This is a genomic window from Phycicoccus jejuensis, from assembly GCF_000720925.1.
GTDB classification, from domain to species: Bacteria; Actinomycetota; Actinomycetes; order Actinomycetales; family Dermatophilaceae; genus Phycicoccus; species Phycicoccus jejuensis.
This window is the reverse complement of the sequence record NZ_JOEE01000003.1, coordinates 297,366-320,365: the sequence shown is the minus strand read 5'-3', so window position 1 is coordinate 320,365 and position 23,000 is coordinate 297,366. Positions and strand designations below refer to the sequence as shown.

Sequence of the window (23,000 nt, the reverse complement as noted above, 5' to 3'; positions counted from 1 at the left end):
CGCGGCGGGTCGGCACACGCTCCTGAACTCACCTCTGTAAGGACACCATCCCCATGGGTCGTCGTATCCTCGCCATCCTCACGGCCGCCGTGATCGCGCTCGTCGGTGCCGTCCTCGTCCTCGTGTACGCCCGTGGGGCGGACGCCCGCGCCGTGGCCGCCGCCAGCCCGACCAAGGTCTACGTGTCCAACACGGTGATCCCGGCCGGCACCTCGCTCAAGGACGCGGTCCGCCTCGGACAGCTGGTCCAGACCGACGTCGCCGCCCGGGCCAAGCCGCTCGGCGCGCTCGAGAAGGTCGACGAGAACAACAGCGACCTCGTCGCCCTCACCGACGTGCAGCCCGGGCAGTACGTGCTCGGGGCCGCGTTCGGCGACACCCCGGTCGGCGAGAAGAAGCTGCAGATCGACCCGGGCAAGCTCGCCGTGTCGGTGCAGCTCCAGGACCCGGCGCGGGTCGGCAACTTCGTCACCCCCGGCTCCTACCTGACGGTCTTCATGACCTACGCGGAGAAGGGCGCCTCGAGCGGCGGCGACGCCGCCGCGGCCACGACCGGCATCCAGAAGACCTCGGTCCTCCTCGACAACGTCAAGGTCATCGCGATGGGCGACGCCTCGCTCACCCCCGCGCAGACGACCGACGGCGAGGCGGCCGCCCAGAGCGCGAGCTTCCTCGTGACGCTGCAGGTGACCCCGGAGGACGCCGTGCGCCTCGTCCACGCGATCAACGGCAGCACCCTCTACGCCGCCCTGCGCGGATCGGAGCTGAAGATCAGCCCGACCCTCGAGGCGGACGACCTCAACATCACGAAGGTCGTGGCCCGGTGAACATCCTCTGGGACACCGACCCCACCGCGGTGGAGCGCTACCGCTTCGCCCTCGGACCGGACACGACGGCCCTCGACTCCTCGATCGTCGTGGCCCGCACGCTGCACGACGACCCGCAGGTCGACCAGGTCGTCATCGGGGCCGACGTCCCGCTCGACGACGCGTGCACCCTCGCCGAGGGTGCACGCCTCGACCGCCCCGAGGTCGGCGTCATCCTCCTGCGCTCGCGCATCGACGTGACGACCCTCTCGCAGGCGCTGCGCTCCGGCATCCGCGAGGTGGTCGGCGCCGACGACCACACCGGCCTCGCCGACGCCCTGCGCCGCAGCCGTGAGCTCACCTCCCGGCTCGTCGGGCACGCCGGCGGCGGCAGCTCCAAGGACGGCAAGATCATCACGGTCTTCTCGGCCAAGGGCGGGGTCGGCAAGACGACCGTCTCGACGAACACGGCCTGCCAGCTGGCCCGGCTCGGGCACAAGACGCTCCTCATCGACCTCGACCTCTCCTTCGGTGACGTCGCGATCAGCCTCCAGCTCGTCCCGGACCGCTCGGTGTTCGACGCCGTCGCCATGGCCGGCACGATCGACGACGAGGGCGTGCGCAGCCTGGTGACGACCCACGAGTCGAGCGGCCTCGATGTCATCTGCGCGCCGAACGACCCGGGCGACGCCGACCGCATCCCGGTCTCGACGGTCGCCGAGCTGATCAAGGTCGCCCGGCGCACCTACGACTTCGTCGTCGTCGACACCCCGCCGAGCTTCACCGAGCACGTGCTCGCCTCGGTCGACCTCTCCGACATCCTCGTCCTCATCGCGACGCTCGACATCCCGGCGGTCAAGAACCTCCGCGTCGCCATCGACACCCTCGACATGATCGGCAGCCCGAAGGACTCCCGCGTCATCGTCCTCAACCGCGCCGACGCCAAGGTGGGCCTGCGCCCCGAGGACGTCGAGTCCGCCATCAAGACCGCGATCGCCGTCAACATCCCGAGCTCGCTGACCGTCCCCGCGTCGGTCAACCGGGGTGTCCCGATCGTCCTCGACGAGCCCAAGCTGCCGGTCAGCGTCGCCATCCGCGACCTCGTCGACCACCACATCCGCCCCCGCTCCGCGGGCGAGGACGTCGAGCCCGTCGACGCCCACGCACGCCGAGGTCTCTTCAGGAGCCGTCGATGAGCCTCGCCGACCGTCTCGACAGCGTCCGCCGCGCCCAGGCCGCGGTCTCCCAGGCCCAGCAGCCGACGACCGCCGGCGGTGCCGGCCCCCGACCGGGGACGGTGCCCCGCCGCCGGGTGCTCGACCCCTTCGGCGAGGTGAAGGGCCGGGTCCACCAGGCCCTCATCGAGAGCCTCGGTCCGCGCCTGTACGACCCCCACCTGCCCGAGGCCGAGCTGGCCCAGCAGGTCCGCACCACGCTCCAGCAGACGATCGACGCCGAGCAGACCCCGCTCTCGCACGCGGACCGCACCCGCATCGCGCAGGAGGTGTCCGACGAGATCCTCGGGCACGGCCCGCTCGAGCCGCTGCTGCGCGACCCCGAGATCTCCGAGATCATGGTCAACGGCCCGGACAGCATCTACGTCGAGCGCAGCGGCAAGCTGTACTCGGTCGAGACCCACTTCTCGAACGAGGCGCACCTGCGCCGGGTCATCGACAAGATCGTCGGCCGCGTCGGCCGCCGCGTCGACGAGGCGAGCCCCCTCTGCGACGCCCGCCTGCCCGACGGCTCGCGCGTCAACGCGGTCATCTCGCCGATCGCCCTCGACGGCGCGATGCTGACGATCCGCAAGTTCTCGCAGGACCCGTACACCGACGCCGACCTCATCGCGTTCGGCACGATCACCCCGAGCGTGCGCGACTTCCTCAAGGCCTGCGTCATGGGCCGGCGCAACATCGTCATCTCCGGCGGCACCGGCTCCGGCAAGACGACGACGCTCAACGTCATCTCCTCGTTCATCCCCGAGGACGAGCGCATCGTGACGATCGAGGACGCCGCCGAGCTCCAGCTGCACCAGGACCACGTCCTGCGCCTGGAGTCCCGCCCCGCGAACATCGAGGGCAAGGGCGCGATCGCCATCCGCGACCTCGTGAAGAACTCGCTCCGCATGCGCCCCGACCGCATCGTCGTCGGCGAGGTCCGCGACGGCGCCGCGCTCGACATGCTCCAGGCGATGAACACCGGCCACGACGGCTCGATCACCACCGTCCACGCCAACACCCCGCGCGACTCCCTCGCCCGACTCGAGACGATGGTGCTCATGGCCGGCGTCGACCTGCCGGTCCGGGCCATCCGCGAGCAGGTGGCCGGCGCGGTGCAGCTCATCGTCCAGCAGTCCCGACTCAAGGACGGCTCGCGCCGCATCGTCGCCATCACCGAGGTCGTCGGGATGGAGGGCGACGTCGTCACGCTCCAGGACATCTTCACCTTCGACTGGGCCGCGGGCCGGGACGAGAACGGCCGCTTCCGGGGGACCCTCGTCTCCACGGGCCTGCGCCCGAAGTTCCTCACCGAGCTGCACGACCTCGGCATCGAGGTGTCACCGCAGCTGTTCATCAACGGGGCACGGCTGACGTGAGCCCCCACCTGCTGCCCCCTCGCCACCGGACGGCCGTCCTGCCGGTGGCGGTCGTGGCGCTCGTCGTGCTGCTCGCTCTCCTGATCCCGGTGCTCGCCGCGCCGCGGGCGCACGCGGCCGACGGCATCCCGTCCACCCTCAGCGACATCCGGGTCAAGGGCGACAAGGTCACCGCGACCCTCGTCCTGCGGCCGGGGAGCAAGGTCGACGTCGACTGGAAGAGCGTCACGGCCACGTTCGGCTCGCGCGTCGTCCCGGTCGCCGTGTCCGCACCGACCAAGCAGGCCCGCTCGACGATGCTCGTCATCGACACGAGCGGCTCGATGGGCGCGGCCGGGATGGCGGTCGTCCGCGACGGCGTCGACCGCTTCCTGTCCGCCGTGCCCTCCGACGTCAAGGTCGGTGTGGTCTCGTTCGCGTCCACCTCCGGCATCGACGTCGCACCGACCACCGACCGCGGAGCGGTGCGCCGCGCGGTCGGCGCGCTGCGCTCGGGCGGGGAGACCTCGCTCTACCGGGCCGTCCAGGACGCCGTCCGGGGCCTCGGGACCGACGGCGAGCGCAGCATCCTCCTGCTCAGCGACGGCGGCGACACCGTGGCCGGGCTCGACGGCGGTGACGCCGCCGAGGCCTCCGAGCAGCGCAAGGCGCTGCGCGCCCTCGAGCGGGCCAAGGTCCGTGCCGAGGTCGTGTCGTTCAACTCCGGCGAGGCGAACGTGCAGGTGCTGCGCGAGTTCGCCGCTGCCGGAGGCGGTTCGGTGGCCGACGCCGCCGACCGTGCGGCCGTCGCCTCCGCCTTCGACGCGGCCGCGGTCGCCCTCGACTCGCAGGTCGTCCTCACCATCACCAAGCCGGCCGACGTCGGCGGGGACCAGCTGCTGACCATCGACGGCACCGCCTCCGGGCGCGGCTTCATCAACAGCTCGCGGCTCGACCTCGGCGACGTCGCGCCGGTCGAGGCGCCGGAGGACGACGGCCCGGTCGTCGCCCCCGTCGTGCAGACCGACCCGGCGGCGCTCGCGACGATCACCGCGGTCGCCCCGGCCTTCCTCGTCCCCGCCGTGGCCGTCGTCTTCCTCGGGGTCTTCGGCCTCGCCGTCGCGTTCGCCGCGCCGGTCTTCCGCAGCCGCCGCTCCGAGCGGATCGAGGCGATCGAGGGGTACGGCATCGGCCGGGCCCGGGCCCAGGCCCGTCAGGCGCCCACGGCCGCCGCGATCAGCGAGTCCATCGTCTCGATGGGCGAGTCGTTCATGGAGGGCCGCGACTCGACGACCCGCACGATGGAGCTGCTCGTGCGCGCCGACCTGCCGTGGCGTGCGGGGGAGTGGCTCGTGCTGCGCCTCGTGGCGGTCGTCATCGGCATCGCCGGCGGCATCCTCCTCGTCGGCTCGATCCCGCTGCTCGGCGGTGTGCTCGGCGCCGTCGTCGGCCTCATCGTGCCGCCCGTCCTCCTGCGCACCCTCGCCAAGCGGCGGGCGCGCAAGTTCGAGGGGCTGCTGCCGGACGTCATGATGCTCGTCGCGACCTCGCTCGCCTCGGGCTTCAGCCTCCTCCAGGCGCTGGACTCGGTCGCGCAGGACGCCGGCGAGCCCGCGGCCAAGGAGTTCAGCCGGGCCCTCGCCGAGGCACGCATCGGCTCCGACGTCAGCGACGCGCTCGACAAGATGGCCGTGCGGATGGACAGCCCGAACATGCGCTGGACGACGATGGCCATCCGCATCCAGCGCGAGGTCGGCGGCAACCTCGCCGAGACGCTCCGCACGACGGCCGCGACCCTCCGCGAGCGCGAGATGCTCCGTCGCCAGGTCAAGGCGCTCTCGGCCGAGGGTCGCCTCTCGGCCTACGCCCTCATCGCCCTGCCCATCGGCCTGTTCCTCTACAGCACGGTCGCCAACCGCGCCTACGTCAGCCTCCTCTGGACCCGACCCCTCGGGTGGCTGATGCTCGGGGCCGGCATCGTGGCGATGGGGCTCGGCATCGTGTGGATGCGCAAGCTCGTGAAGATCGAGGTGTGACGTGATCGTCCTGCTCACCGCCGCCGGCCTCGTCGCCGTGGCCATCGTCCTGCTCGTCCTCGCGGTGGGGATGGGCGCCGGCTCGACGACGGGCGTCGCCCGCTCGCTCGAGCTCCTCCAGCACAAGCCGACGGTCCGCGAGGTCGCGACCAACGAGCTCGGGATGCAGGAACGGCTGCTCGCCCCGGCCCTCGACCGGCTGCGCGGCATCGCCGACCGGCTCTCGCCGGCCGGCACCGGCGGGCGCATCGCCCGCAACCTCGAGCGCGCCGGCAACCCGTCGATGTGGACCGTCGAGCGGGTCATGGGCGCCAAGGGGCTCGGGCTCATCCTCGGGGTCGTGCTCGTGCTCGCGCTCATGGGCCTGTCGCTCACGTCGCTGCTCGCGGCCCTCGCCGCAGGCGCGGTCGCGTTCTTCGTGCCCGACCTGCTCGTCTACAACGCCGGGCTCAAGCGCCAGCAGGACCTGCGCAAGGGACTTGCCGACTCGCTCGACATGCTGACCGTCTGCGTCGAGGCGGGCCAGGGCTTCGACGCCGCCATCCTCCAGGTGGCCCGGACCGTGCACGGCCCGATCGCCGGCGAGTTCGCCCGCGTCCTCTCGGAGATGCAGATCGGCAAGTCGCGCGGCGAGGCGTTCTCGTCGCTCGGCGAGCGCACGACGGCGCCCGAGATGAAGAACTTCGTCAGCACGCTCGTCCAGGCCGACCGGCTCGGCCTGCCCATCGCCGCCGTCCTGCGCGAGCAGACGAGAGAGATGCGCGTCGTGCGCCGTCAGCGCGCGGAGGAGCAGGCCCAGAAGGTCACGGTGAAGATCCTCTTCCCGCTGCTGCTGTGCATCTTCCCGGCGCTGTTCATCGTCATCATCGGGCCGGGCGTCATCACGATCATCGACTCCTTCAGCGCCCTCTGACCCCCGGCGCCGGGGGAACGGAGCTCCTCGGCCGGGACGAGCCCGGCACGTGCGGGCTTTTCGTGGATGGTGACGTGTGCGGGGCGCGAGATCCCGGCACGTGCGGGCTTTTCGTGGATGGTGACGTGCGCGGGGCGCGAGATCCCGGCACGTGCGGGCTTTTCGTGGATGGTGACGTGTGGGGGGCGTGAGATCCCGGTACGTGCGGGCTTTTCGTGGATGGTGACGTGTGCGGGGCGTGAGATCCCGGCACGTGCGGGCTTTTCGTGGATGGTGACGTGTGCGGGGCGCTGGGACATCACGGAGCATCCGCGCCGTCACGGTGACGACGCGGATGTTCTCTGCTGACGGGGATGCATCCCGTCCTGGCGGAGGTTCCGCGCCGTCACCGTGACGACGCGTCAGCCGGCGGGGCGGGACCGTCCTCCCGCCGCGGACATCAGGCGCGGTCGACGTCGGCGACGAGCCCGAGACGCACGGCCGCGATGACCGCGCTCGCCCGGTTGTGGGCGCCGAGCTTCTCGTAGATCTTGCCGATGTGCGTCTTGACGGTCGAGGGGCTCATGAAGAGCTGACGCCCGACCTGCGCCACGGACGCGCCCTCGACGAGCAGCTTGAGCACCTCGGTCTCGCGGCCGGTGAGCGTGGTCTGCGGCGTCTCGTGCTGGCGGCGCATCGCCTCCGCGAGACCGCTGGCCGAGAACTCGAGCGGGAAGTCCGCGGCCCGGCGCACCGCCGAGAGGACCTGGTCGGCCGGGGCGCTCTTGCGCACGAGCGCCGAGGCCCCGGCGTCGAGCGCCTCGAGGAGCGTCGAGTCGTCGTTGAGCATCGTGAGGACGACGAGCCCGATGTCCTTGGAGCGCTCGCGGACGGCGCGCACGAGCGAGAGCCCGCTGCCGTCGGGCATCGTCACGTCGATGACGGCGACGACGCGGCCGGGCGGTGGGGTGCGGAGCAGACGGTCGAAGAGCGCACGCCCCTCGGCGAGCGAGCCCGCCTGTCCGACGACGCTCACCTCGTCCTGGGCGTTGAGCATCCCCGCCACGGCCTCGCGGACCACCGCGTGGTCGTCGACGAGCACCACGCTGATCGTCACGGTCTCTCCCTCGGTTGGTTCAGCTCGCAGGATGGAGCGTCCCCGCAGGCGACGGCTCCTCGACGGTCAGGTTAACGGTGGTGCGCCCGTTCGGCTCGTTGCGCACGACGAGTGTCCCGGTCAGCTCGTCGAGCGTGGTGTTGCGGTAGGAGCGTCGCGCCCGTCGCGGGTCGCCGTCGTGGGAGACCTCGACGACGGCCGGGCCGACGACCGAGGTGCTCAGGCTGACCCACGCGTTGCGGGCCCCGGAGGCCTGCGCGTCGGCGAGGACGTCCATGACGAGGCGGTGGACGAACATCTCGACGCGCGGGTCGAGGCGCCGGCGCCCCTCGCTCACCGTGACCGTCGTGCGGACGCCGGTCATGCTGCCGAAGCTCTGGACCGCCGCGCCGAGCACCGCGCCGAGGCCGCTGCCCGGCCGCTCGGCCACGCGCAGGTCGGTGATGTGGGTGCGCAGGTCGGCCATCGCGTCGCTCAGCTGCTCGCGCAGGCCGTCGAGCTGGTCGCGCATCCCCTGGCCGGGCGGGCCGGCCTGCATCCGCAGGGCGTCGACCGCGTAGCCGAGGGCCGCCAGCTCCTGCGCGATGCCGTCGTGGATGTCGCGGGCGATCCGGTTGCGCTCCTCGAGGCTCGCGTACTGCCGCAGGTTGCCGAAGAGCAGACCCGCCTGGACGGTCGGCGCGAGCCGGCGCGTCACCTCGGAGACGGCGCGCCGCTCCTCGTGCGTGAAGGGGTGGTCGACCCCGCGCTCGACGACGACGACGGTGGTGGGACCGACCCCGTAGGCGAACGGCACGACGAGCGCGCTGCGCTGGCCGAGCTCGTCGGCGAAGGGGATCTGGGTCGGGCGCCAGCTCGCCGGGTTCTGGGCGAGGAGGTCGGAGAGGGCGTCCGCGAGGTACCAGGGCGCGCGGGTCGAGCCGCGCAGCGCGACCGGGACGAGGTGCTCGGAGTCGGAGGCGACGAGGACGGCGCTGCGGGAGGAGGGGACCTCGGCCGAGAGCAGGTCGAGGGCGAGCGTGGCGCCCGCCGGAGCGTCGAGCCCGGTCGCCATCTCCTCGGAGAGGTCGTGCAGGCGCTGGATGAGCTGGATGGCCTCGCGCGCCGCGGGGTCCGCGCTCTCGGAGTCGTTCTCGACGGCGAGGCGCTGGTTCCACGCGCCGAGCGCGCCGAGCACGAGGGCCGCGGCGACCCAGGCCACGAGGCCGATGCGGAAGCCCTTGTCGTCGTTGTGGCCCACCGAGGTCAGCAGGTAGACCGCGCTGCCGACGACGCAGGTGCCGAGGTAGCCGACCCGTCCGAAGCGCGTGCCCGCGTGGTACGCCGGGACGAGGAGGAGCAGCGAACCCGACTGCGCGGCAGCGTCGTAGCCCGCTCCCGCGGCACCCGCCGAGAGGCACAGGAGGGTCAGGACGACGGTGTCGAGAAGGCCCTGCCGGGAGATGGGCAGGCGGTCGAGCGCGGTGACGACGAGGTCGAGCGCGAGGACCGCGAGGAGCCACGGCGCGAGCTCGACGATCTTCCCCGCCAAGACGGCGAGGAAGATGCTGAGCACCGCGAACGCGAGGCGGATGGTGGCGGACGCGTCGATGCGCGCCAGCCGGAACAGGCGGACCACGGTTCACAGGGTACGGGCGCGACGCCGATCCCTCCTGTCATTCGGAGTTCTCGCAGGGCCCTGTGTGATCATGGAGACGGAGTCAACGCTCGGGGAAGGACGGGGACGTCAGGTGAAGGGTCGTGTGCTCGTCGTCGACGACGACCTGGCGCTCGCGGAGATGCTCGGCATCGTCCTGCGCGCCGAGGGGCTCGAGGTGGAGCACGTCGCCGAGGGCGGCGGTGCCCTCGAGGTGTTCCGGCAGTACCGGCCCGACCTCGTCCTGCTCGACGTCATGCTCCCCGGCACCGACGGCCTCGAGGTCTGCCGGCAGATCCGCGGCGAGTCCGGCGTCCCGATCGTCATGCTCACCGCCAAGACCGACACGGTCGACGTCGTGCTCGGCCTGGAGTCGGGGGCCGACGACTACGTCGTCAAGCCGTTCAAGCCGCAGGAGCTCATCGCCCGCATCAAGGCCCGGCTGCGCCGGGGCGACGAGCCGGCCCCCGAGCGCCTGACGATCGGCGACCTCGTCATCGACGTCGCCGGCCACACCGTCGTGCGCGACGGCCGGCCGCTCGGGCTCACCCCGCTCGAGTTCGACCTCCTCGTCGCGCTCGCGCGCAAGCCGTGGCAGGTCTTCACCCGCGAGGTGCTCCTCGAGCAGGTGTGGGGCTACCGCCACGCCGGTGACACCCGGCTCGTCAACGTCCACGTGCAGCGGCTGCGCAGCAAGATCGAGCACGACCCCGAGCACCCCGAGATCGTCGTGACGGTCCGCGGCGTCGGCTACAAGGCCGGCCGGGCCTGACGGTGCCCGGGGCCGCCGACGTCGGCGTGGGTCGGGACGCGTCGGCCCGCGAGCCGCTCCGTGGGGTCGTCGTCGGCCCGGCCGCGGCACCCGCACTCCCGCGCGAGCGACCCGCGCTCGTCCTGCTGCGGAGGCTCTGGTCGGGCGCCGGACGACGCCTGCGCGGGCTGCGCCGACGCTGGCGGCAGTCACTGCGCCTGCGGGTCGTCGCGACGACGATGCTGCTCGGCCTCGCCGTCGTCAGCGTGCTGGGGTCGGTCCTCCACGAGCAGATCGCGACCGGGCTCGAGCGCAGCCGGATCACCAACTCGCAGTACGAGGCCCTGTCGCTGACCTCGCGAGCGCAGGTGCAGTGGAACGCCTCGACGTCGGCGTCCGTCGACGAGCTCAACCGCTCGGCGACCGACATCATGACGCGCATCCTCAGCGCCCCCGGGCCGGACCCCAGCCGCTACGTCGTGATGAACCGGTCCACGAACAACGACAGCGACGTCGTGCTCGTCGAGGCGCGCAGCAACCGGGCGGTCGGCATCGACGCCGTGAGCCAGCAGCTGCGTGCCGCCGTCGCCGCCGACCCCGGCCGGCAGCACACCCAGGTGAGCACGCTGCGGCTCGGTGGCCGTGACGTGCCGGCCGTCGTCGTCGGCAGCGTGGTGACGATCCAGAACGCCGGCCTCTACGACCTCTACTTCATCTTCCCGATGGAGCAGGAGGTCGCGACGATGGACCTCATCGGCAACGCGTTCCTCGTCGCCGGCGTCATCCTCACCCTCCTCGTCGGCGCCGTCGCCTGGGTCGTCACCCGCCAGGTGGTCACCCCCGTGCGGCGGGCCGGGCAGGTCGCCCAGCGGCTGTCCGCCGGCCGGCTCAACGAGCGGATGCCCGCGCGCGGCGAGGACGACCTCGCGCTGCTCGCCACCTCGTTCAACAACATGGCCGACAGCCTCCAGAGCCAGATCCGCCAGCTCGAGGGGCTCTCCGCCGTCCAGCAGCGGTTCGTCTCCGACGTCTCGCACGAGCTGCGCACGCCGCTGACGACGATCCGGATGGCCGTCGACGTCCTCCACGGCTCGCGCGACGAGTTCGAGGCCCCGGTCGCGCGCTCCGCCGAGCTGCTCGCCGGCGAGCTCGACCGGTTCGAGGCGCTGCTCGCCGACCTGCTCGAGATCAGCCGGTTCGACGCCGGCGGCGCGGTGCTCGACCTGGAGCCGGTCGACCTGCGCGGCACCGTCGCCAAGGTCGTCGAGGCGGCCCGGCCGCTGGCCGAGCGCCGCGGCAGCGTCGTCACCGTCGTCGCACCCGACGGCCCGGCCGAGGCCGAGGTCGACGAGCGCCGGGTCGAGCGCATCCTGCGCAACCTCGTCGTCAACGCGGTCGAGCACGGCGAGGGCCGGCCGGTCGAGGTCCGCATCGGGGTCGACGACCACGCCGTCGCCGTCGTCGTCGAGGACCACGGCGTGGGCCTGCGGCCGGGCGACGCCGCCAACGTCTTCACGCGCTTCTGGCGGGCCGACCCCGCGCGCGCCCGCACGACGGGCGGCACCGGTCTCGGGCTCTCGATCTCGCTCGAGGACGCACGGCTGCACAACGGCTGGCTCCAGGCGTGGGGCGAGCCGGGGGAGGGGTCGCGCTTCCGCCTCACGCTGCCCGCCCAGGCCGGCACCAGCCTGCACTCCTCCCCGCTGCCGCTCAGCCCCCGGGACGAGCAGCCGTGAGGCCGTCGCGCCTCCTCGCGGCCCTGCTCGGTGCGCTCCTCCTCACCGGGTGCAGCGGCCTGAGCGGCGGGGGCCCGGTGCAGCCGGGGCTCGACGTCTCGGCGCCCATCGCCCCCCAGATCGGCCTCGTCTACCCCGGCCCGGACGCCCGGGAGACGCAGCAGGGCATCGTCAGCGGCTTCCTGCGCGCGGGGGCCTCGAGCGACGGCAAGTACGACAACGCGCGCAAGTTCCTCACCTCCCGGATGGCCGAGCGGTGGCAGCCGGACGAGACGATCGTCCTGCTCTCGGGGAACGAGTCCCCGACGACCCGCCTGCTCGACCCGGCCACCGTCCAGGTCACCGCCCCCGTGGCCGGGACGGTCGACGCCGACGGGCGCTACACGGCGGCCCGGCCGGGCAGCTCGGCCTCGGCCCGGTTCTCGCTCACCTCGGTCGGTGGTCAGTGGCGCATCGACGGGATGCCCGAGGGCTTCGGGCGGTGGATCGCCGCCGACGACGTCCCCCGCCTGATCCAGCCCTTCGCCGTGCACTACGTCTCGGCGAGCCACCGCGCCACGGTCCCCGACGTCCGGTGGTTCCCGCTGGACCGCCTGCTCACCCGGCTGGCCAACGCCCAGCTCGCCCCCGTCCCCGACCACCTTCTCGGGGCGGCGACGACCGCCGTGCCGGCCGGGGCCCGGCTGCTCGGTGACGCCGTGTCGGTCGACGCCTCGGGCGTGGTGTCGGTCAACCTCATCGCCAGCCGCCTCGCGCCGGGGGAGACCACCCGCGAGAACATCTGGGCCCAGTTCCTCACGACCCTGACGCAGGACCCGACCGTCACCGCGGTGACCCTGCAGATCGACGGGGTCCCGGTCGACCTCGACGGCGTCGAGGGACCGGTCTCCTCCCTCGAGCGCATCGGCTTCCCGCCGGAGTCCGACACCGCCACCGCCGCGCCCGTCGTGCGCCGCGGTTCGACGGTGGCCGTCTTCGACCCCACCGGGAGCGTCCGTCAGAAGGGGTCCGCCGCCGGCCCGAGCGCCTACCCGGACGTCCCGGCCGACTTCACCCGACTGGCCCTCTCGGCCGACGGCGCCGAGACCGCCGCGGTCGACCCGTCGGGCGACGGCCTCTCGCGTTGGCGAGGCACCAACCGCTACGAGGTGCCGCCCTTCGGGGCCGACGTCGGTGCCCCCGCGTACGACCGTCGCGGCTTCCTCTGGGCCGGCGCCGTCGGCTCGGGGGACGCTCGGCTGTTCACGGTCGACACGCGGGTGTCCCCGGCGGACCTCGTGGCCGCCCGCGCCCAGCCCGTCGAGGCGTCGTGGCTCGCGGGGCGGCGGGTCGTCGAGGCCCGGGTCGCCGCGGACGGCGACCGTGTCGTCGTCCTGTCCACCCGGCCGGACGGCCGCGACGTCCGGCTCGACCTCGCCGGGGTCGTGCGGGGCGGGGGCCAGCGCCCCGAGCGGCTGTCCGCCCCGCTGCGGCTCGGCATCTGGGTCACCCGGGCGAGCGGGCTGACGTGGGTCGACGCGCAGCAGGTCGCCACGGTGGCGTCCGTGGGCGGGGCGGCGGTCCGTCCGGTCCTCGTGTCCGTCGACGCGTCGGTCTCGCCGCTGCCCGAGGCCGCCGGGGCCCGCGCCGTCGCGACGGTCGGCGTCGAGCGCGACCTCTACCTCGTCACCCGCGAGAACCGGCTGCTGTCACGCTCCGGCCTGCGCTGGGTCGACAGCGGGCAGGCCTCCGACCTCGCAGCCCCGGCCGGCTGACCTCCGGCGCCGTCCACAGCGGGGCACGCCGTCCGTCGTCGTCCACAGGACCGACCGGGCTCGGGCACGACGGCCGGACGGGTGCGCCCTCGCTGCGGCACGGTGGGCGCAGAGCGAGCGGGGGTGTTGGCGTGCACGGACGCAATGACGCGACGGCCGCGGCGGCGGCGTGGACGGACCTACCGGGGGCGGTGCGCGACGGTGTCCGCGACGCGGTCGGCCTCGTCCTGCCGGTGCGCTGCGGTGGCTGCTCGGTCCAGGGGGAGCGCTGGTGCCCCGCCTGCCGCCGGGCGGCGCGCGTCCCGCCCGTGGACGACGGCCCGGTCCCGGGGGTCGACCCGCCGGTGTGGGCCGCCACCGTCTGCGCCGGCCCGGTCCGGGCCGTGGTGACGGCGCACAAGGACACGGGGCGCGGTGACCTGCGACCGGGGCTGGCGCGGCTCCTCGCGGTGGCGATGCACCGGGCCCTGGCCTCCGACCCCGACCTGCGGGACGCGTGGCGCCGCGGCCCGGTGCTCGTGGTCCCGGTCCCGACCTCGCGCCGTGCCGGGCGCCGACGCGGCGAGGACGCCGTCGCGGCGCTCGGGGCCGCCGCCACCCGTCGTCTCGGGGACCCGTCGCTCACGTGCCGACCGGTGCTGCGGCACACCCGACCGGTCGCCGACCAGACCGCCCTCGGCCGGGCGGCCCGGGCGGCGAACCTCGCGGGGTCGATGGCCGTGCGGCCCGCTGACCTGCGGCTCGTCGAGCGGGCGGTCTGCCTGCTCGTCGACGACGTCGTGACGACCGGGGCCACGCTCGCCGAGGCGGCCCGGGCGCTGCGGGTGGCGGGCGCGGTCCACGTCGTGGCGGCCGTCGTCGGGGCGACGCCGTCGACGAGGTCCGGGGCGAGGGTGTCCGCGTGACGAGCACGACGGGACGGGTTCTCCCGTCGTGGTTGTGAGGCCCCTCGGGGACGGCTAGCGTCTGTGCATGGACCCCGTGTTCCGGAGGTGGTGCCCCTGTCGCTGAGTGTTCGGCCCCCACACCATCGAGCACGAGGAGGACCACGTGGACATCGTCGTCACCGGACGGCACCTGACCGTCTCCGACCGATTCCGGGACCACATCGAGGAGAAGCTGGCCAAGATCACCCAGCTCGCCCCACGCACCCGGCGGGTCGAGGTCATGGTCAGTCATGAGGCCAACCGCTCCCAGGCGAAGGCCTGCGACCGGGTGGAGGTCACCTGCTACGCGAAGGGCCCGGTCGTGCGCGCGGAGGCGTGCGCCGACGACAAGTACGCGGCCCTCGACGTGGTGATCGACAAGCTCATGGAACGCCTCAGGCGGCAGAGCGACCGCAAGCGGGTGCACCGCGGCCGTCGCACGCCCGAGTCCGTCGCGATGGCGACCTCCCGCATCCAGACCCCGGACGCCCCGCCGGCCGAGGGCGAGGAGCAGCCCGACGACCCGTTCGGCGACTCGCCGATCGAGGTGCGCGAGAAGGTGCACCGCTCGACGCCGATGACCCTGACCGACGCGCTCGCCCAGATGGAGGCGGTCGGCCACGACTTCTACCTCTTCCACGACGTCGAGACCGACCGCGCGAGCGTCGTCTACCGGCGCCGCGGCTGGTCCTACGGCGTCCTCCACCTCGACCTCGAGGCGGACGGCGAGGTCCAGGAGGCCGCGTCGTAGCGGCTTCCCGCGCGTGGGGGCCGCACGGCGGCCCGCGGACCTGACACGATGACGATGTGACGGACGAGGTGAGTGGGGTGCCAGAGGCGCACGGGACCGACGAGGTCTCCGGCCTGCCCTCCGGCCCCGTCCGCGTCGTCATCGCCGACGACCACGCGCTCTACCGGCAGGGCATGGCGATCGTCGTCGAGCTCGACGGGGCGGCCACCGTGGTCGGACAGGCGAGCAACGGCAGCGAGGTCGTCGAGCTCTGCGCCCGCCTGCACCCCGACGTCGTCCTCATGGACGTGCGGATGCCCGTGGTCGGCGGCATCGAGGCGACCGCTCGCCTCCATGCCGCCGACCCGCGCATCCGCATCCTCATGCTGACGATGAGCGACGACGAGGAGGACCTCTTCGAGGCGATCAAGGCCGGCGCCAGCGGCTACCTCCTCAAGGACCTGCCCGGCGAGGAGGTCGCCGACGCCATCCGTCGGGTCCACGACGGGCAGGCGATCATCCCGCCGGGGATGGCCGCGACGCTGCTCCAGGAGTTCAGCCGGCTCAGCCAGGCCGACGCGCCGCCGGAGGGCCCCGAGCCGACGACCCTCACCGACCGCGAGGTCGAGGTGCTGCGCCACGTGGCCCGGGGGATGGTCAACCGCGAGGTCGCCGAGGCGCTGGGCATCGCCGAGAACACGGTGAAGAACCACGTCCGCAGCATCCTCGAGAAGCTGCACCTGCACTCGCGGGTCGAGGCGGCCGTCTACGCGCACCAGCAGCGGCTCGTCCCCCCGGATGCCTGAGCCGGCTCCGGTCCGGCTCACCCGCCCCGAAGCGCGCCGCATCGCGCTCGCGGCCCAGGGCCTCGCCCGGCCCCGTCCCCTCGCGCCCGGGGTGCGCGACCTCCAGCGCGTCGTCGACACCGTCGGCGTCGTGCAGATCGACAGCGTCAACGTCGTCGTCCGCAGCCAGTACCTGCCCTTCTTCTCGCGCCTCGGCCCGTACGACACCGGCCTGCTCGACCGCGCCCGCGACCGGGCGCCGCGGCGGCTGGTCGAGTACTGGGCCCACGAGGCGTCCCTCGTGCCGCCCTCGACCTGGCCGCTCCTGGACTTCCGGATGCGCCGGGCCCGCGACGAGTCGTGGGGCGGGATGCAGCGGGTCGCCCGTGACCACCCGGGCCTCGTCGAGACCGTGCTCGCCGAGGTGAGCGCGCACGGGCCGATGACCAGCCGCGAGGTGGAGGCGGCGCTGGCGCACGACCTGCCGCGCGAGCGGGAGCACTGGGGCTGGAACTGGTCGCTCGTCAAGAACGCCCTCGAGCACCTGTTCTGGGCCGGGCGGCTGAGCAGCGCGGGGCGCACGCCACAGTTCGAGCGGCGCTACGCACACCCCACGCGGGTGCTGCCCCCGGCCCTGCGCGAGGCCGCGCTCGACCCTGCCGCGCGACCCACCGACGAGGAGGCCTTCCGGCGGCTCGTCGAGATCGCCGCGCGGGCGCACGGCGTCGGCAGCGAGCAGTGCCTGCGTGACTACTTCCGGCTGCGCCCGGAGCAGGCGCGGCCGGCCATCGCCGCCCTCGTCGCCGACGGGGTCCTGCTGCCCGGGGTCGTCGAGGGGTGGAGGCGACCGGTCTACCTGCACCGCGACGCGCGGCGGCCGCGACGGGTCCACGCCCGGGCCCTGCTCTCGCCGTTCGACTCCCTGGTCTGGCAGCGCGACCGGGTCGCGGCGCTCTTCGGGTTCGACTACCGCCTCGAGATCTACGTGCCCGAGGAGCTGCGGGTGCACGGCTACTACGTCCTGCCGTTCCTCCTCGGGGACGAGCTCGTCGCGCGGGTCGACCTCAAGAGCGACCGGGCCGCCGGCCTGCTCCGGGTGCGGCGGACCACCTGGGAGCCCGGGCGCGGTGACGAGCTCGACCGCACCGAGCTCGACGCGGAGCTCCTGCTCCTGGCCGGCTGGCTGGGCCTGGCCGGGGTCGCGGTCGACCCTCGCTGAGCCGCCCTGCGCGGCAGGGCGGCTCGAGATCGGAGGTCTCGTCGGCGACGCTCGAGGCGCCGTCAGGGCGTCCAGGGGCGCAGGCGCTCCCAGTGCAGCGACTCCACCGTCCGCCCGCCCGGCAGCACGTCGGCCTCGGTCTCGCGGCCCCAGATCTCGAAGCCGGCCGCGTCGAGCACGGCGTTGCTGCCGGTGTTGTCCTCGGCCGTCTGCGCGACGAGGCGGCGCAGCCCCATCCCGCCGTCGGCGCGCGGCGCGAGCGCGTGCTGCGCGACGAGCCGGGCCGCGGCCGTCGCCACGCCGCGTCGTCGGGCGCTCGGCAGGACCTGGTAGCCGAGCTCGGCGGTGTCGTCGTCGAGGGTGCCCTCGTGGACGAAGACGAGGGCCTCGCCGAGCGCCCGGCCGGTCGCCGCGTCGGCGACGCACCAGCTGAGGGTCGTCCCGAGCGCCATCTTCTCCCGACGGGTCAGCAGCCACTCCGGGAAGGTGTCCGGCTCGAGGATGCCGCGCGCCGGCATGTGGTGGGCCGGCTGGTCGCGGGGCTCGAGCGCGTCGACGTCCTCGTCGAGCCACGGGCGCAGGACGAGCCCGCCCGCCTCGTCCGTGCGCAGGACGGGCGGCTCGGGCCACGGGGTGCGGGCCTCGAGGACGTCGTCCGGGCCGATGCTGCCCTGCCACGCGTCGAGCGGCGCCCCGCCGCCCACCGCCTCGAGCGAGCCGGGGAGGGTGCCGTGGTGGGTGAACCCGCACGCCCACGCCACGCGCCACGACGCGAAGTTGCCGCGCTCGGCCCTCCAGTGCACGCGGTGGCCGCCGCGCTCGAGGAACCAGGCGACGGCCAGCCGCACGGCCGCGGCCATGTAGCCCTGGCCGCGCGCGTCGGGGTGCAGGAGGTAGCCGAGCTCGGCCACGGCGCCGCCGAGCCGGGGACGCAGGTCGACGGTGCCGAGGTAGCCGCGGCCGGGGTCGGTGGCGTCCTCGAGGGCCCAGAGCCGGTCGCCCCCCTCGTCGTTCCAGCCCGCCTCGACGAGTGCGAGGAAGCGGTCGGCGTCGGCCTCGGCGTAGGGGCGGGGGACGGTCGTCCAGCGGACGGCCTGCGGGTCGCGGCACTGCTCGACGAGCCGCGGCACGTCCTCGGGTCGGTGCGCGCGCAGGCGCACGTGCCCGTCGGTGAGCACCGGCACGCAGTCGGGGAAGACGGCCTCGGTCATGGACCCCACCCAACCACCGCGACCCGCCGACCGGGAACCGGGGCGCGCCGACCGCCCGTTGGACCCTCGGGAGCGCCGCCGCGGGACGGCCGTGGGGGCCTCGACTACCCTAGGCGGGTCCGGCGCTCGGGCACCGCCTCGTCCGACCGCCGCCGTCCGTCTACCAGGGAGTCCCACTCGTGAAGATCGTCGAGAAGCTGCTGCGTGCCGGTGAGGGACGCATCCTCAAGAAGCTCGACAGCATCGCCGCGCAGGTCAACGCGATCGAGGAGGACTTCGCCAAGCTCACCGACGCCGAGCTGCGCGGCGAGACCGACACCTTCCGCCAGCGCCTCGCCGACGGCGAGACGCTCGACGACATCCTGCCCGAGGCGTTCGCCGCGGTCCGCGAGGCGGGCAAGCGCACCATCGGCAAGCGGCACTTCGACGTGCAGATCATGGGTGGCGCCGCGCTGCACATGGGCAACGTCGCCGAGATGCGCACCGGTGAGGGCAAGACCCTCGTCGCGACGCTGCCCAGCTACCTCAACGCCCTGAGCGGCAAGGGCGTCCACGTCATCACGGTCAACGACTACCTCGCCGAGTACCAGTCCGAGCTGATGGGCCGCGTCCACCGCTTCCTCGGCCTCGAGACCGGCTGCATCCTCTCCTCGATGACGCCCGAGCAGCGGCGCGTCGAGTACGCGAAGGACATCACCTACGGCACGAACAACGAGTTCGGGTTCGACTACCTGCGCGACAACATGGCGTGGTCGACCGAGGAGCTCGTCCAGCGGGGCCACAACTTCTGCATCGTCGACGAGGTCGACTCGATCCTCATCGACGAGGCGCGCACGCCGCTCATCATCTCCGGCCCGGCCGACGCGCCGACCAAGTGGTACACCGAGTTCGCCCGCATCGCCCAGCGCCTCGAGCGCGGCGAGCTGGAGTCCGGACGCGGCGACTACGAGGTCGACGAGAAGAAGAAGACCGTCGGCGTCCTCGAGCGCGGCATCGACAAGGTCGAGGACCACCTCGGCATCGACAACCTCTACGAGTCGGCCAACACCCCGCTCATCGGCTACCTCAACAACGCGATCAAGGCCAAGGAGCTCTTCCAGCGCGACAAGGACTACGTCGTGATGAACGGCGAGGTCCTCATCGTCGACGAGCACACCGGGCGCATGCTCGCCGGCCGTCGCTACAACGAGGGCATGCACCAGGCCATCGAGGCCAAGGAGGGGGTGGAGATCAAGAACGAGAACCAGACCCTCGCGACGATCACTCTCCAGAACTACTTCCGCATGTACGACAAGCTCTCGGGCATGACCGGTACGGCGATGACCGAGGCCGCCGAGCTCAACTCGATCTACAAGCTCGGCGTCGTCCCGATCCCGACCAACCGCCCGATGGTCCGCCAGGACCAGGCCGACCTCGTCTACCGGACCGAGGAGGCCAAGTACAAGGCCGTCGTCGACGACATCGCCGAGAAGCACGAGGCCGGCCAGCCGGTCCTCGTCGGCACCGTGTCCGTCGAGAAGTCGGAGTACCTCTCCGAGCAGCTGCGCCGCCGGGGCATCCGCCACGAGGTCCTCAACGCCAAGCACCACGAGCGTGAGGCCTCGATCGTCGCGGACGCGGGCCGCAAGGGCGCCGTGACGGTCGCGACGAACATGGCCGGTCGAGGCACCGACATCATGCTCGGCGGCAACCCCGAGTTCCGCGCCGTCGCTGCGCTCAAGGACCGCGGGCTCGACCCGCACGAGACGCCCGAGGAGTACGAGGCCGCCTGGGACGCGGCGCTCGAGCAGGCCGAGGCGCAGGTCGAGACCGAGCACGAGGAGGTCACCGAGCTCGGCGGCCTCTACGTCCTCGGCACCGAGCGGCACGAGTCGCGCCGCATCGACAACCAGCTGCGCGGCCGCTCCGGCCGCCAGGGCGACCCGGGTGAGTCGCGGTTCTACCTCTCGCTCGAGGACCACCTCATGCGGCTGTTCAACGCCGGGCTCGTCGACCGGGTGATGACGACCGCCAAGCTCGACGACGACCAGCCGATCGAGTCCAAGCTCGTCTCGCGCTCGATCCAGTCGGCGCAGGCGCAGGTCGAGGCGCAGAACTTCGAGATCCGCAAGAACGTCCTCAAGTACGACGACGTCCTCAACCGCCAGCGCACCGTCATCTACGAGGAGCGCCGCCGCGTCCTCGAGGGCGAGGACCTGCACGAGCAGCTGCGCTTCTTCGTCAACGACGTCGTCGAGGGCTACATCGACGCCGAGACCGCCGAGGGCTTCGCCGAGGACTGGAACCTCGAGCGTCTGTGGACCGCGCTGCGTGCGCTGTACCCGATCTCGGTCACGCCCGAGCAGCTCGAGGAGGCCGCGGGCGGTCGCTCCGGGCTGACGACGGAGATCCTCAAGGAGGAGCTGCTCTCGGACGCGCACCGTGCCTACGACGAGCGCGAGGCGGCGCTCGGGTCCGAGGTCATGCGTGAGGTCGAGCGGCGAGTCATGCTCTCGGTGCTGGACCGCAAGTGGCGCGAGCACCTCTACGAGATGGACTACCTCCAGGAGGGCATCGGCCTGCGGGCCATGGCCCAGCGCGACCCCCTCGTCGAGTACCAGCGTGAGGGCTTCCAGCTCTGGCAGGCGATGAACGAGGCCGTCAAGGAGGAGTCCGTCGGGCTGCTCTTCCACGTCGACGTCCAGGTCGACGAGGCGCAGCAGGCGCCGGCCGTCCAGCCGGTCCACGTCTCGCAGATGCTCGGCGCGATGGCCGGGGGCGGCGGCGCCGCGACCGACGAGGCTCCGGCCGAGGCGGCCGAGGAGCGCGAGCGGTCGGTCGAGGACGCCCCGCACGTCGAGGTCTCCGGGGTCGGCGTCGGCCGTCCCCGCACCGGTGCCCTGCACTACTCGGCGCCGACCGAGACCGGCGAGGTCGAGGTGCGCGACGACCGCGCCGGGACGGGCGCCACCCTCACCGAGGAGCAGCTCGCGACGACCCGCAAGAACGACCCGTGCCCCTGCGGCTCGGGCAAGAAGTTCAAGATGTGCCACGGTCGCCGCTGAGCGACCCCGCGCACGACGACCGGGCCGGCTCCCTTCGAGGGAGCCGGCCCGCTCCTCGTCCGGGTGCGTGACGGCGGGCCTGAGGTGGACCGGCACCCTCCGCCCCACGCGCCCCTCGCGCCTCCACATTTCGGGGTCACCCCGAAATGTCCACGAGACCCCGGCTCGGAGCCGGGGTCTCGTGGACGAACCGGGGTCTCGACGCCGGCGGGCGGTGGAGCGGATGACGGCGCACCCGGTGGCGCGACACCGGGGGTGATCACCCCCGTTCCTACGCCTCGAGCCGCACCACGTGCCGGCGACGAGGCCTTGGCCGAGGACGCCCACCGGGTCGGCGCGGCCGTCGTCCGGACGGCCCCCGACCGGTGCGGCTCGCGGCCGGTCAGGGACGACCCCCGACCGGTGCGGCTCGCGGCCGGTCAGTGACGACCCCCGACCGGGCGGCCCGTGGCTCGTCAGCCCACCTGGAGGGCGGCGACGCGCCACTTGCCGTCCTGGCCGACGAGGCGCACCGCGACCGCCCGGACCCGAGGACCGTGCTGGACGACGACCGCGACCTCGGCGACCCCGTCGGCGGGCTCGCAGAGCCGCACCCGCCGCACGTGCGTGCGCAGGGCGGGGGAGCGGCGCCCGTCGGCCGCGCGCCGGGCGACCCTGGCCCCCCGGCGGGCCAGCACCGCGTACACCTCCGGCGTCGTCCAGCGCAGGACCTGGGGCGCGGGCCGCTGCCCACCCATCACCTCGAGGAGCGCCTGGACGATGTAGGCACCCCAGGCGGCCGGGTCGGGCAGGGCGGCCCGCGCGGTGCGCTGCGGGCCGAAGACCTGCTCGTCGGTGGCGCAGGAGAGGTCGACGGCGAGCGCGTCCTGGACGTACCCCGGCACCCGCGCAGGGGTGGGCCGCGCGGCCCGGGCCCGGCGCAGCGCCTCGCCCAGCGGCAGGGCGGGCGGCAGGGGACGCGCCGGGAGCAGGCTCGGCGGCGTCGCCCGGCTCACGACGCGTCCACGGTGGGGGCGCGCAGGACCTGGCCGGGGAGCAGGAGGTCGGGGTCGGCGCCGATGACCGCCCGGTTGGCGGCGTACCACCGGGGCCAGGCCCGGGCGACCTCGGCGTCGCTCGCGCCCGGCCCGAGGTGACGGGCCGCGAGCGTCCACAGCGAGTCGCCGCGGTGCACGACGACCACGTCGGGGTCGGTCACGGAGAAGCGCCCGCTGACGACTCCGACGTCGGGCTGCGGCCTGACGCGCGGTGCGTCCGGGGTCCAGCCGGGGTCGGGGGCGGGGCCTTCGCCTGCCGGGTGCGCCGACGCATCGACCAGGGACCCGACGACCGCCGTGGCGCTCCACCCGGGGTCGGGGAGCCGCGGGTCGGCGGAGGCGGCGCTCGCGGTCGCCGCCCCCGCACCGGTCGCGATCCCGGCACCGAGAAGGAGCGCAGCCAGCTGCCGGGCAGCCCGGGGCGTCACCGCTGCCGAGAGTCGCGCCGCCCCGCGCCCGAGCGCACCCGGCGCCCCGGCGAGCGCCGCGAGCACGAGGGTGAGGACGAGCCACCCGAGCCCGAGCGCGGCGAGCGCGGCGGCCGTCGCCACGAGGGCGTCGTCGACCGCCACCGGGACCCCCGCGAGGCCGGCCCGGGCCGTGGCGAGGGCGAGCCGGCCGAGGGCGGCGGCGCCCAGCGTGGCGGCCGTCGCGACCGCACCGGCGGCGATCATGCCAGTTGGGTGTCGTTTGACGTCGTTTGGTGCTCCCTGCATGCGGTGGACGCTAGACCGTGCTGCCGACG

The 23,000-nt window shown here is 73.7% G+C and carries 18 protein-coding genes; 13 read left to right on the top strand and 5 right to left on the bottom strand.

Going from position 1 to position 23,000, the window contains the following annotated elements; translation table 11 throughout:
- Positions 1–53 precede the first annotated feature (53 nt).
- From cpaB to IG69_RS0107770, 5 genes are read left to right on the top strand one after another with little or no spacing between them, the layout of a single operon-like run.
- Positions 54–827: a Flp pilus assembly protein CpaB gene (gene cpaB, locus IG69_RS0107790; protein WP_030527600.1), complete on the top strand. Its 774-nt coding sequence runs from the start codon at positions 54–56 to the stop codon at positions 825–827.
- Positions 824–2,002, top strand: coding sequence for a CpaE/TadZ family protein (locus IG69_RS0107785; protein ID WP_030527599.1), 1,179 nt, complete (start codon positions 824–826; stop codon positions 2,000–2,002). Before cpaB ends, IG69_RS0107785 begins: the two co-directional genes overlap by 4 nt.
- Entirely contained in the window at positions 1,999–3,402 is a 1,404-nt protein-coding gene (locus IG69_RS0107780) for a TadA family conjugal transfer-associated ATPase (RefSeq protein ID WP_030527598.1), read from the top strand. Before IG69_RS0107785 ends, IG69_RS0107780 begins: the two co-directional genes overlap by 4 nt.
- Positions 3,399–5,417, top strand: coding sequence for a type II secretion system F family protein (locus IG69_RS0107775; RefSeq protein ID WP_051750345.1), 2,019 nt, complete (start codon positions 3,399–3,401; stop codon positions 5,415–5,417). The genes IG69_RS0107780 and IG69_RS0107775 overlap by 4 nt, the downstream gene beginning before the upstream one ends.
- A 1-nt stretch (position 5,418) precedes the next feature.
- Complete coding sequence (locus IG69_RS0107770) at positions 5,419–6,330, top strand: type II secretion system F family protein (protein ID WP_030527596.1); 912 nt, start codon at positions 5,419–5,421, stop codon at positions 6,328–6,330.
- A gap of 439 nt (positions 6,331–6,769) precedes the next feature.
- Here the strand turns inward: IG69_RS0107770 and IG69_RS0107765 are convergent, their stop codons facing one another.
- Together IG69_RS0107765 and IG69_RS0107760 are read right to left on the bottom strand one after the other, a co-directional pair.
- Positions 6,770–7,426, bottom strand: coding sequence for a response regulator transcription factor (locus IG69_RS0107765; RefSeq protein ID WP_030527595.1), 657 nt, complete (start codon positions 7,424–7,426; stop codon positions 6,770–6,772).
- Positions 7,427–7,445: 19 nt separating this feature from the next.
- Positions 7,446–9,044, bottom strand: coding sequence for a sensor histidine kinase (locus IG69_RS0107760; protein ID WP_030527594.1), 1,599 nt, complete (start codon positions 9,042–9,044; stop codon positions 7,446–7,448).
- Positions 9,045–9,156: 112 nt separating this feature from the next.
- On the opposite strand from IG69_RS0107760, the gene mtrA reads away from it, so the two are divergent.
- The 7 genes from mtrA (at position 9,157) to IG69_RS0107725 (ending at position 16,963) form a co-directional block, all read left to right on the top strand.
- Positions 9,157–9,834 carry an MtrAB system response regulator MtrA gene (gene mtrA, locus IG69_RS0107755; protein ID WP_030527593.1) on the top strand — a complete coding sequence of 226 codons (678 nt, stop codon included), beginning with the start codon at positions 9,157–9,159 and terminating at the stop codon, positions 9,832–9,834.
- Between the two features lie 2 nt (positions 9,835–9,836).
- Positions 9,837–11,549 carry an MtrAB system histidine kinase MtrB gene (gene mtrB / locus IG69_RS0107750; protein ID WP_245616105.1) on the top strand — a complete coding sequence of 571 codons (1,713 nt, stop codon included), beginning with the start codon at positions 9,837–9,839 and terminating at the stop codon, positions 11,547–11,549.
- On the top strand, positions 11,546–13,303 hold the full coding sequence (locus tag IG69_RS0107745) for an LpqB family beta-propeller domain-containing protein (protein WP_030527591.1): 1,758 nt from the start codon (positions 11,546–11,548) through the stop codon (positions 13,301–13,303). Before mtrB ends, IG69_RS0107745 begins: the two co-directional genes overlap by 4 nt.
- Positions 13,304–13,434: 131 nt before the next feature.
- The gene (locus tag IG69_RS0107740; RefSeq protein WP_157577420.1) at positions 13,435–14,208 is read left to right on the top strand and encodes a ComF family protein; all 774 of its coding nucleotides are present in this window, start codon (positions 13,435–13,437) and stop codon (positions 14,206–14,208) included.
- A 145-nt stretch (positions 14,209–14,353) separates the two neighbouring features.
- Positions 14,354–14,980 (top strand): ribosome hibernation-promoting factor, HPF/YfiA family, encoded by a 627-nt coding sequence (hpf, locus tag IG69_RS0107735; RefSeq protein ID WP_030527589.1) that lies wholly within the window; start codon positions 14,354–14,356, stop codon positions 14,978–14,980.
- 77 nt (positions 14,981–15,057) lie between these two features.
- Positions 15,058–15,765 (top strand): response regulator, encoded by a 708-nt coding sequence (locus tag IG69_RS0107730; RefSeq protein ID WP_242525776.1) that lies wholly within the window; start codon positions 15,058–15,060, stop codon positions 15,763–15,765.
- Positions 15,758–16,963 carry a winged helix-turn-helix domain-containing protein gene (locus IG69_RS0107725; protein ID WP_030527587.1) on the top strand — a complete coding sequence of 402 codons (1,206 nt, stop codon included), beginning with the start codon at positions 15,758–15,760 and terminating at the stop codon, positions 16,961–16,963. Before IG69_RS0107730 ends, IG69_RS0107725 begins: the two co-directional genes overlap by 8 nt.
- A 62-nt stretch (positions 16,964–17,025) precedes the next feature.
- Here the strand turns inward: IG69_RS0107725 and IG69_RS0107720 are convergent, their stop codons facing one another.
- Positions 17,026–18,174, bottom strand: a complete 1,149-nt coding sequence (locus IG69_RS0107720) for a GNAT family N-acetyltransferase (protein WP_030527586.1) — start codon at positions 18,172–18,174, stop codon at positions 17,026–17,028.
- Between the two features lie 179 nt (positions 18,175–18,353).
- Here IG69_RS0107720 and secA point away from each other — a divergent pair, with 179 nt between their 5' ends.
- The gene (secA, locus tag IG69_RS0107715; RefSeq protein ID WP_030527585.1) at positions 18,354–21,218 is read left to right on the top strand and encodes a preprotein translocase subunit SecA; all 2,865 of its coding nucleotides are present in this window, start codon (positions 18,354–18,356) and stop codon (positions 21,216–21,218) included.
- A 455-nt stretch (positions 21,219–21,673) separates the two neighbouring features.
- On the opposite strand, the gene IG69_RS0107710 is transcribed toward secA, so the two are convergent.
- Entirely contained in the window at positions 21,674–22,213 is a 540-nt protein-coding gene (locus IG69_RS0107710; RefSeq protein ID WP_157577418.1) for an Rv3235 family protein, read from the bottom strand.
- Positions 22,210–22,929: a LysM peptidoglycan-binding domain-containing protein gene (locus IG69_RS20925; RefSeq protein ID WP_051750342.1), complete on the bottom strand. Its 720-nt coding sequence runs from the start codon at positions 22,927–22,929 to the stop codon at positions 22,210–22,212. Before IG69_RS20925 ends, IG69_RS0107710 begins: the two co-directional genes overlap by 4 nt.
- Positions 22,930–23,000: the final 71 nt, after the last annotated feature.

Bases quoted from the DNA above. Each gene is read 5' to 3' on its own strand.
- IG69_RS0107720 (WP_030527586.1), bottom strand. From the start codon at position 18,174: ATGACCGAGGCCGTCTTCCCCGACTGCGTGCCGGTGCTCACCGACGGG.
- IG69_RS20925 (WP_051750342.1), bottom strand. From the start codon at position 22,929: ATGATCGCCGCCGGTGCGGTCGCGACGGCCGCCACGCTGGGCGCCGCC.
- IG69_RS0107780 (WP_030527598.1), top strand. From the start codon at position 1,999: ATGAGCCTCGCCGACCGTCTCGACAGCGTCCGCCGCGCCCAGGCCGCG.
- cpaB (WP_030527600.1), top strand. From the start codon at position 54: ATGGGTCGTCGTATCCTCGCCATCCTCACGGCCGCCGTGATCGCGCTC.
- IG69_RS0107725 (WP_030527587.1), top strand. From the start codon at position 15,758: ATGCCTGAGCCGGCTCCGGTCCGGCTCACCCGCCCCGAAGCGCGCCGC.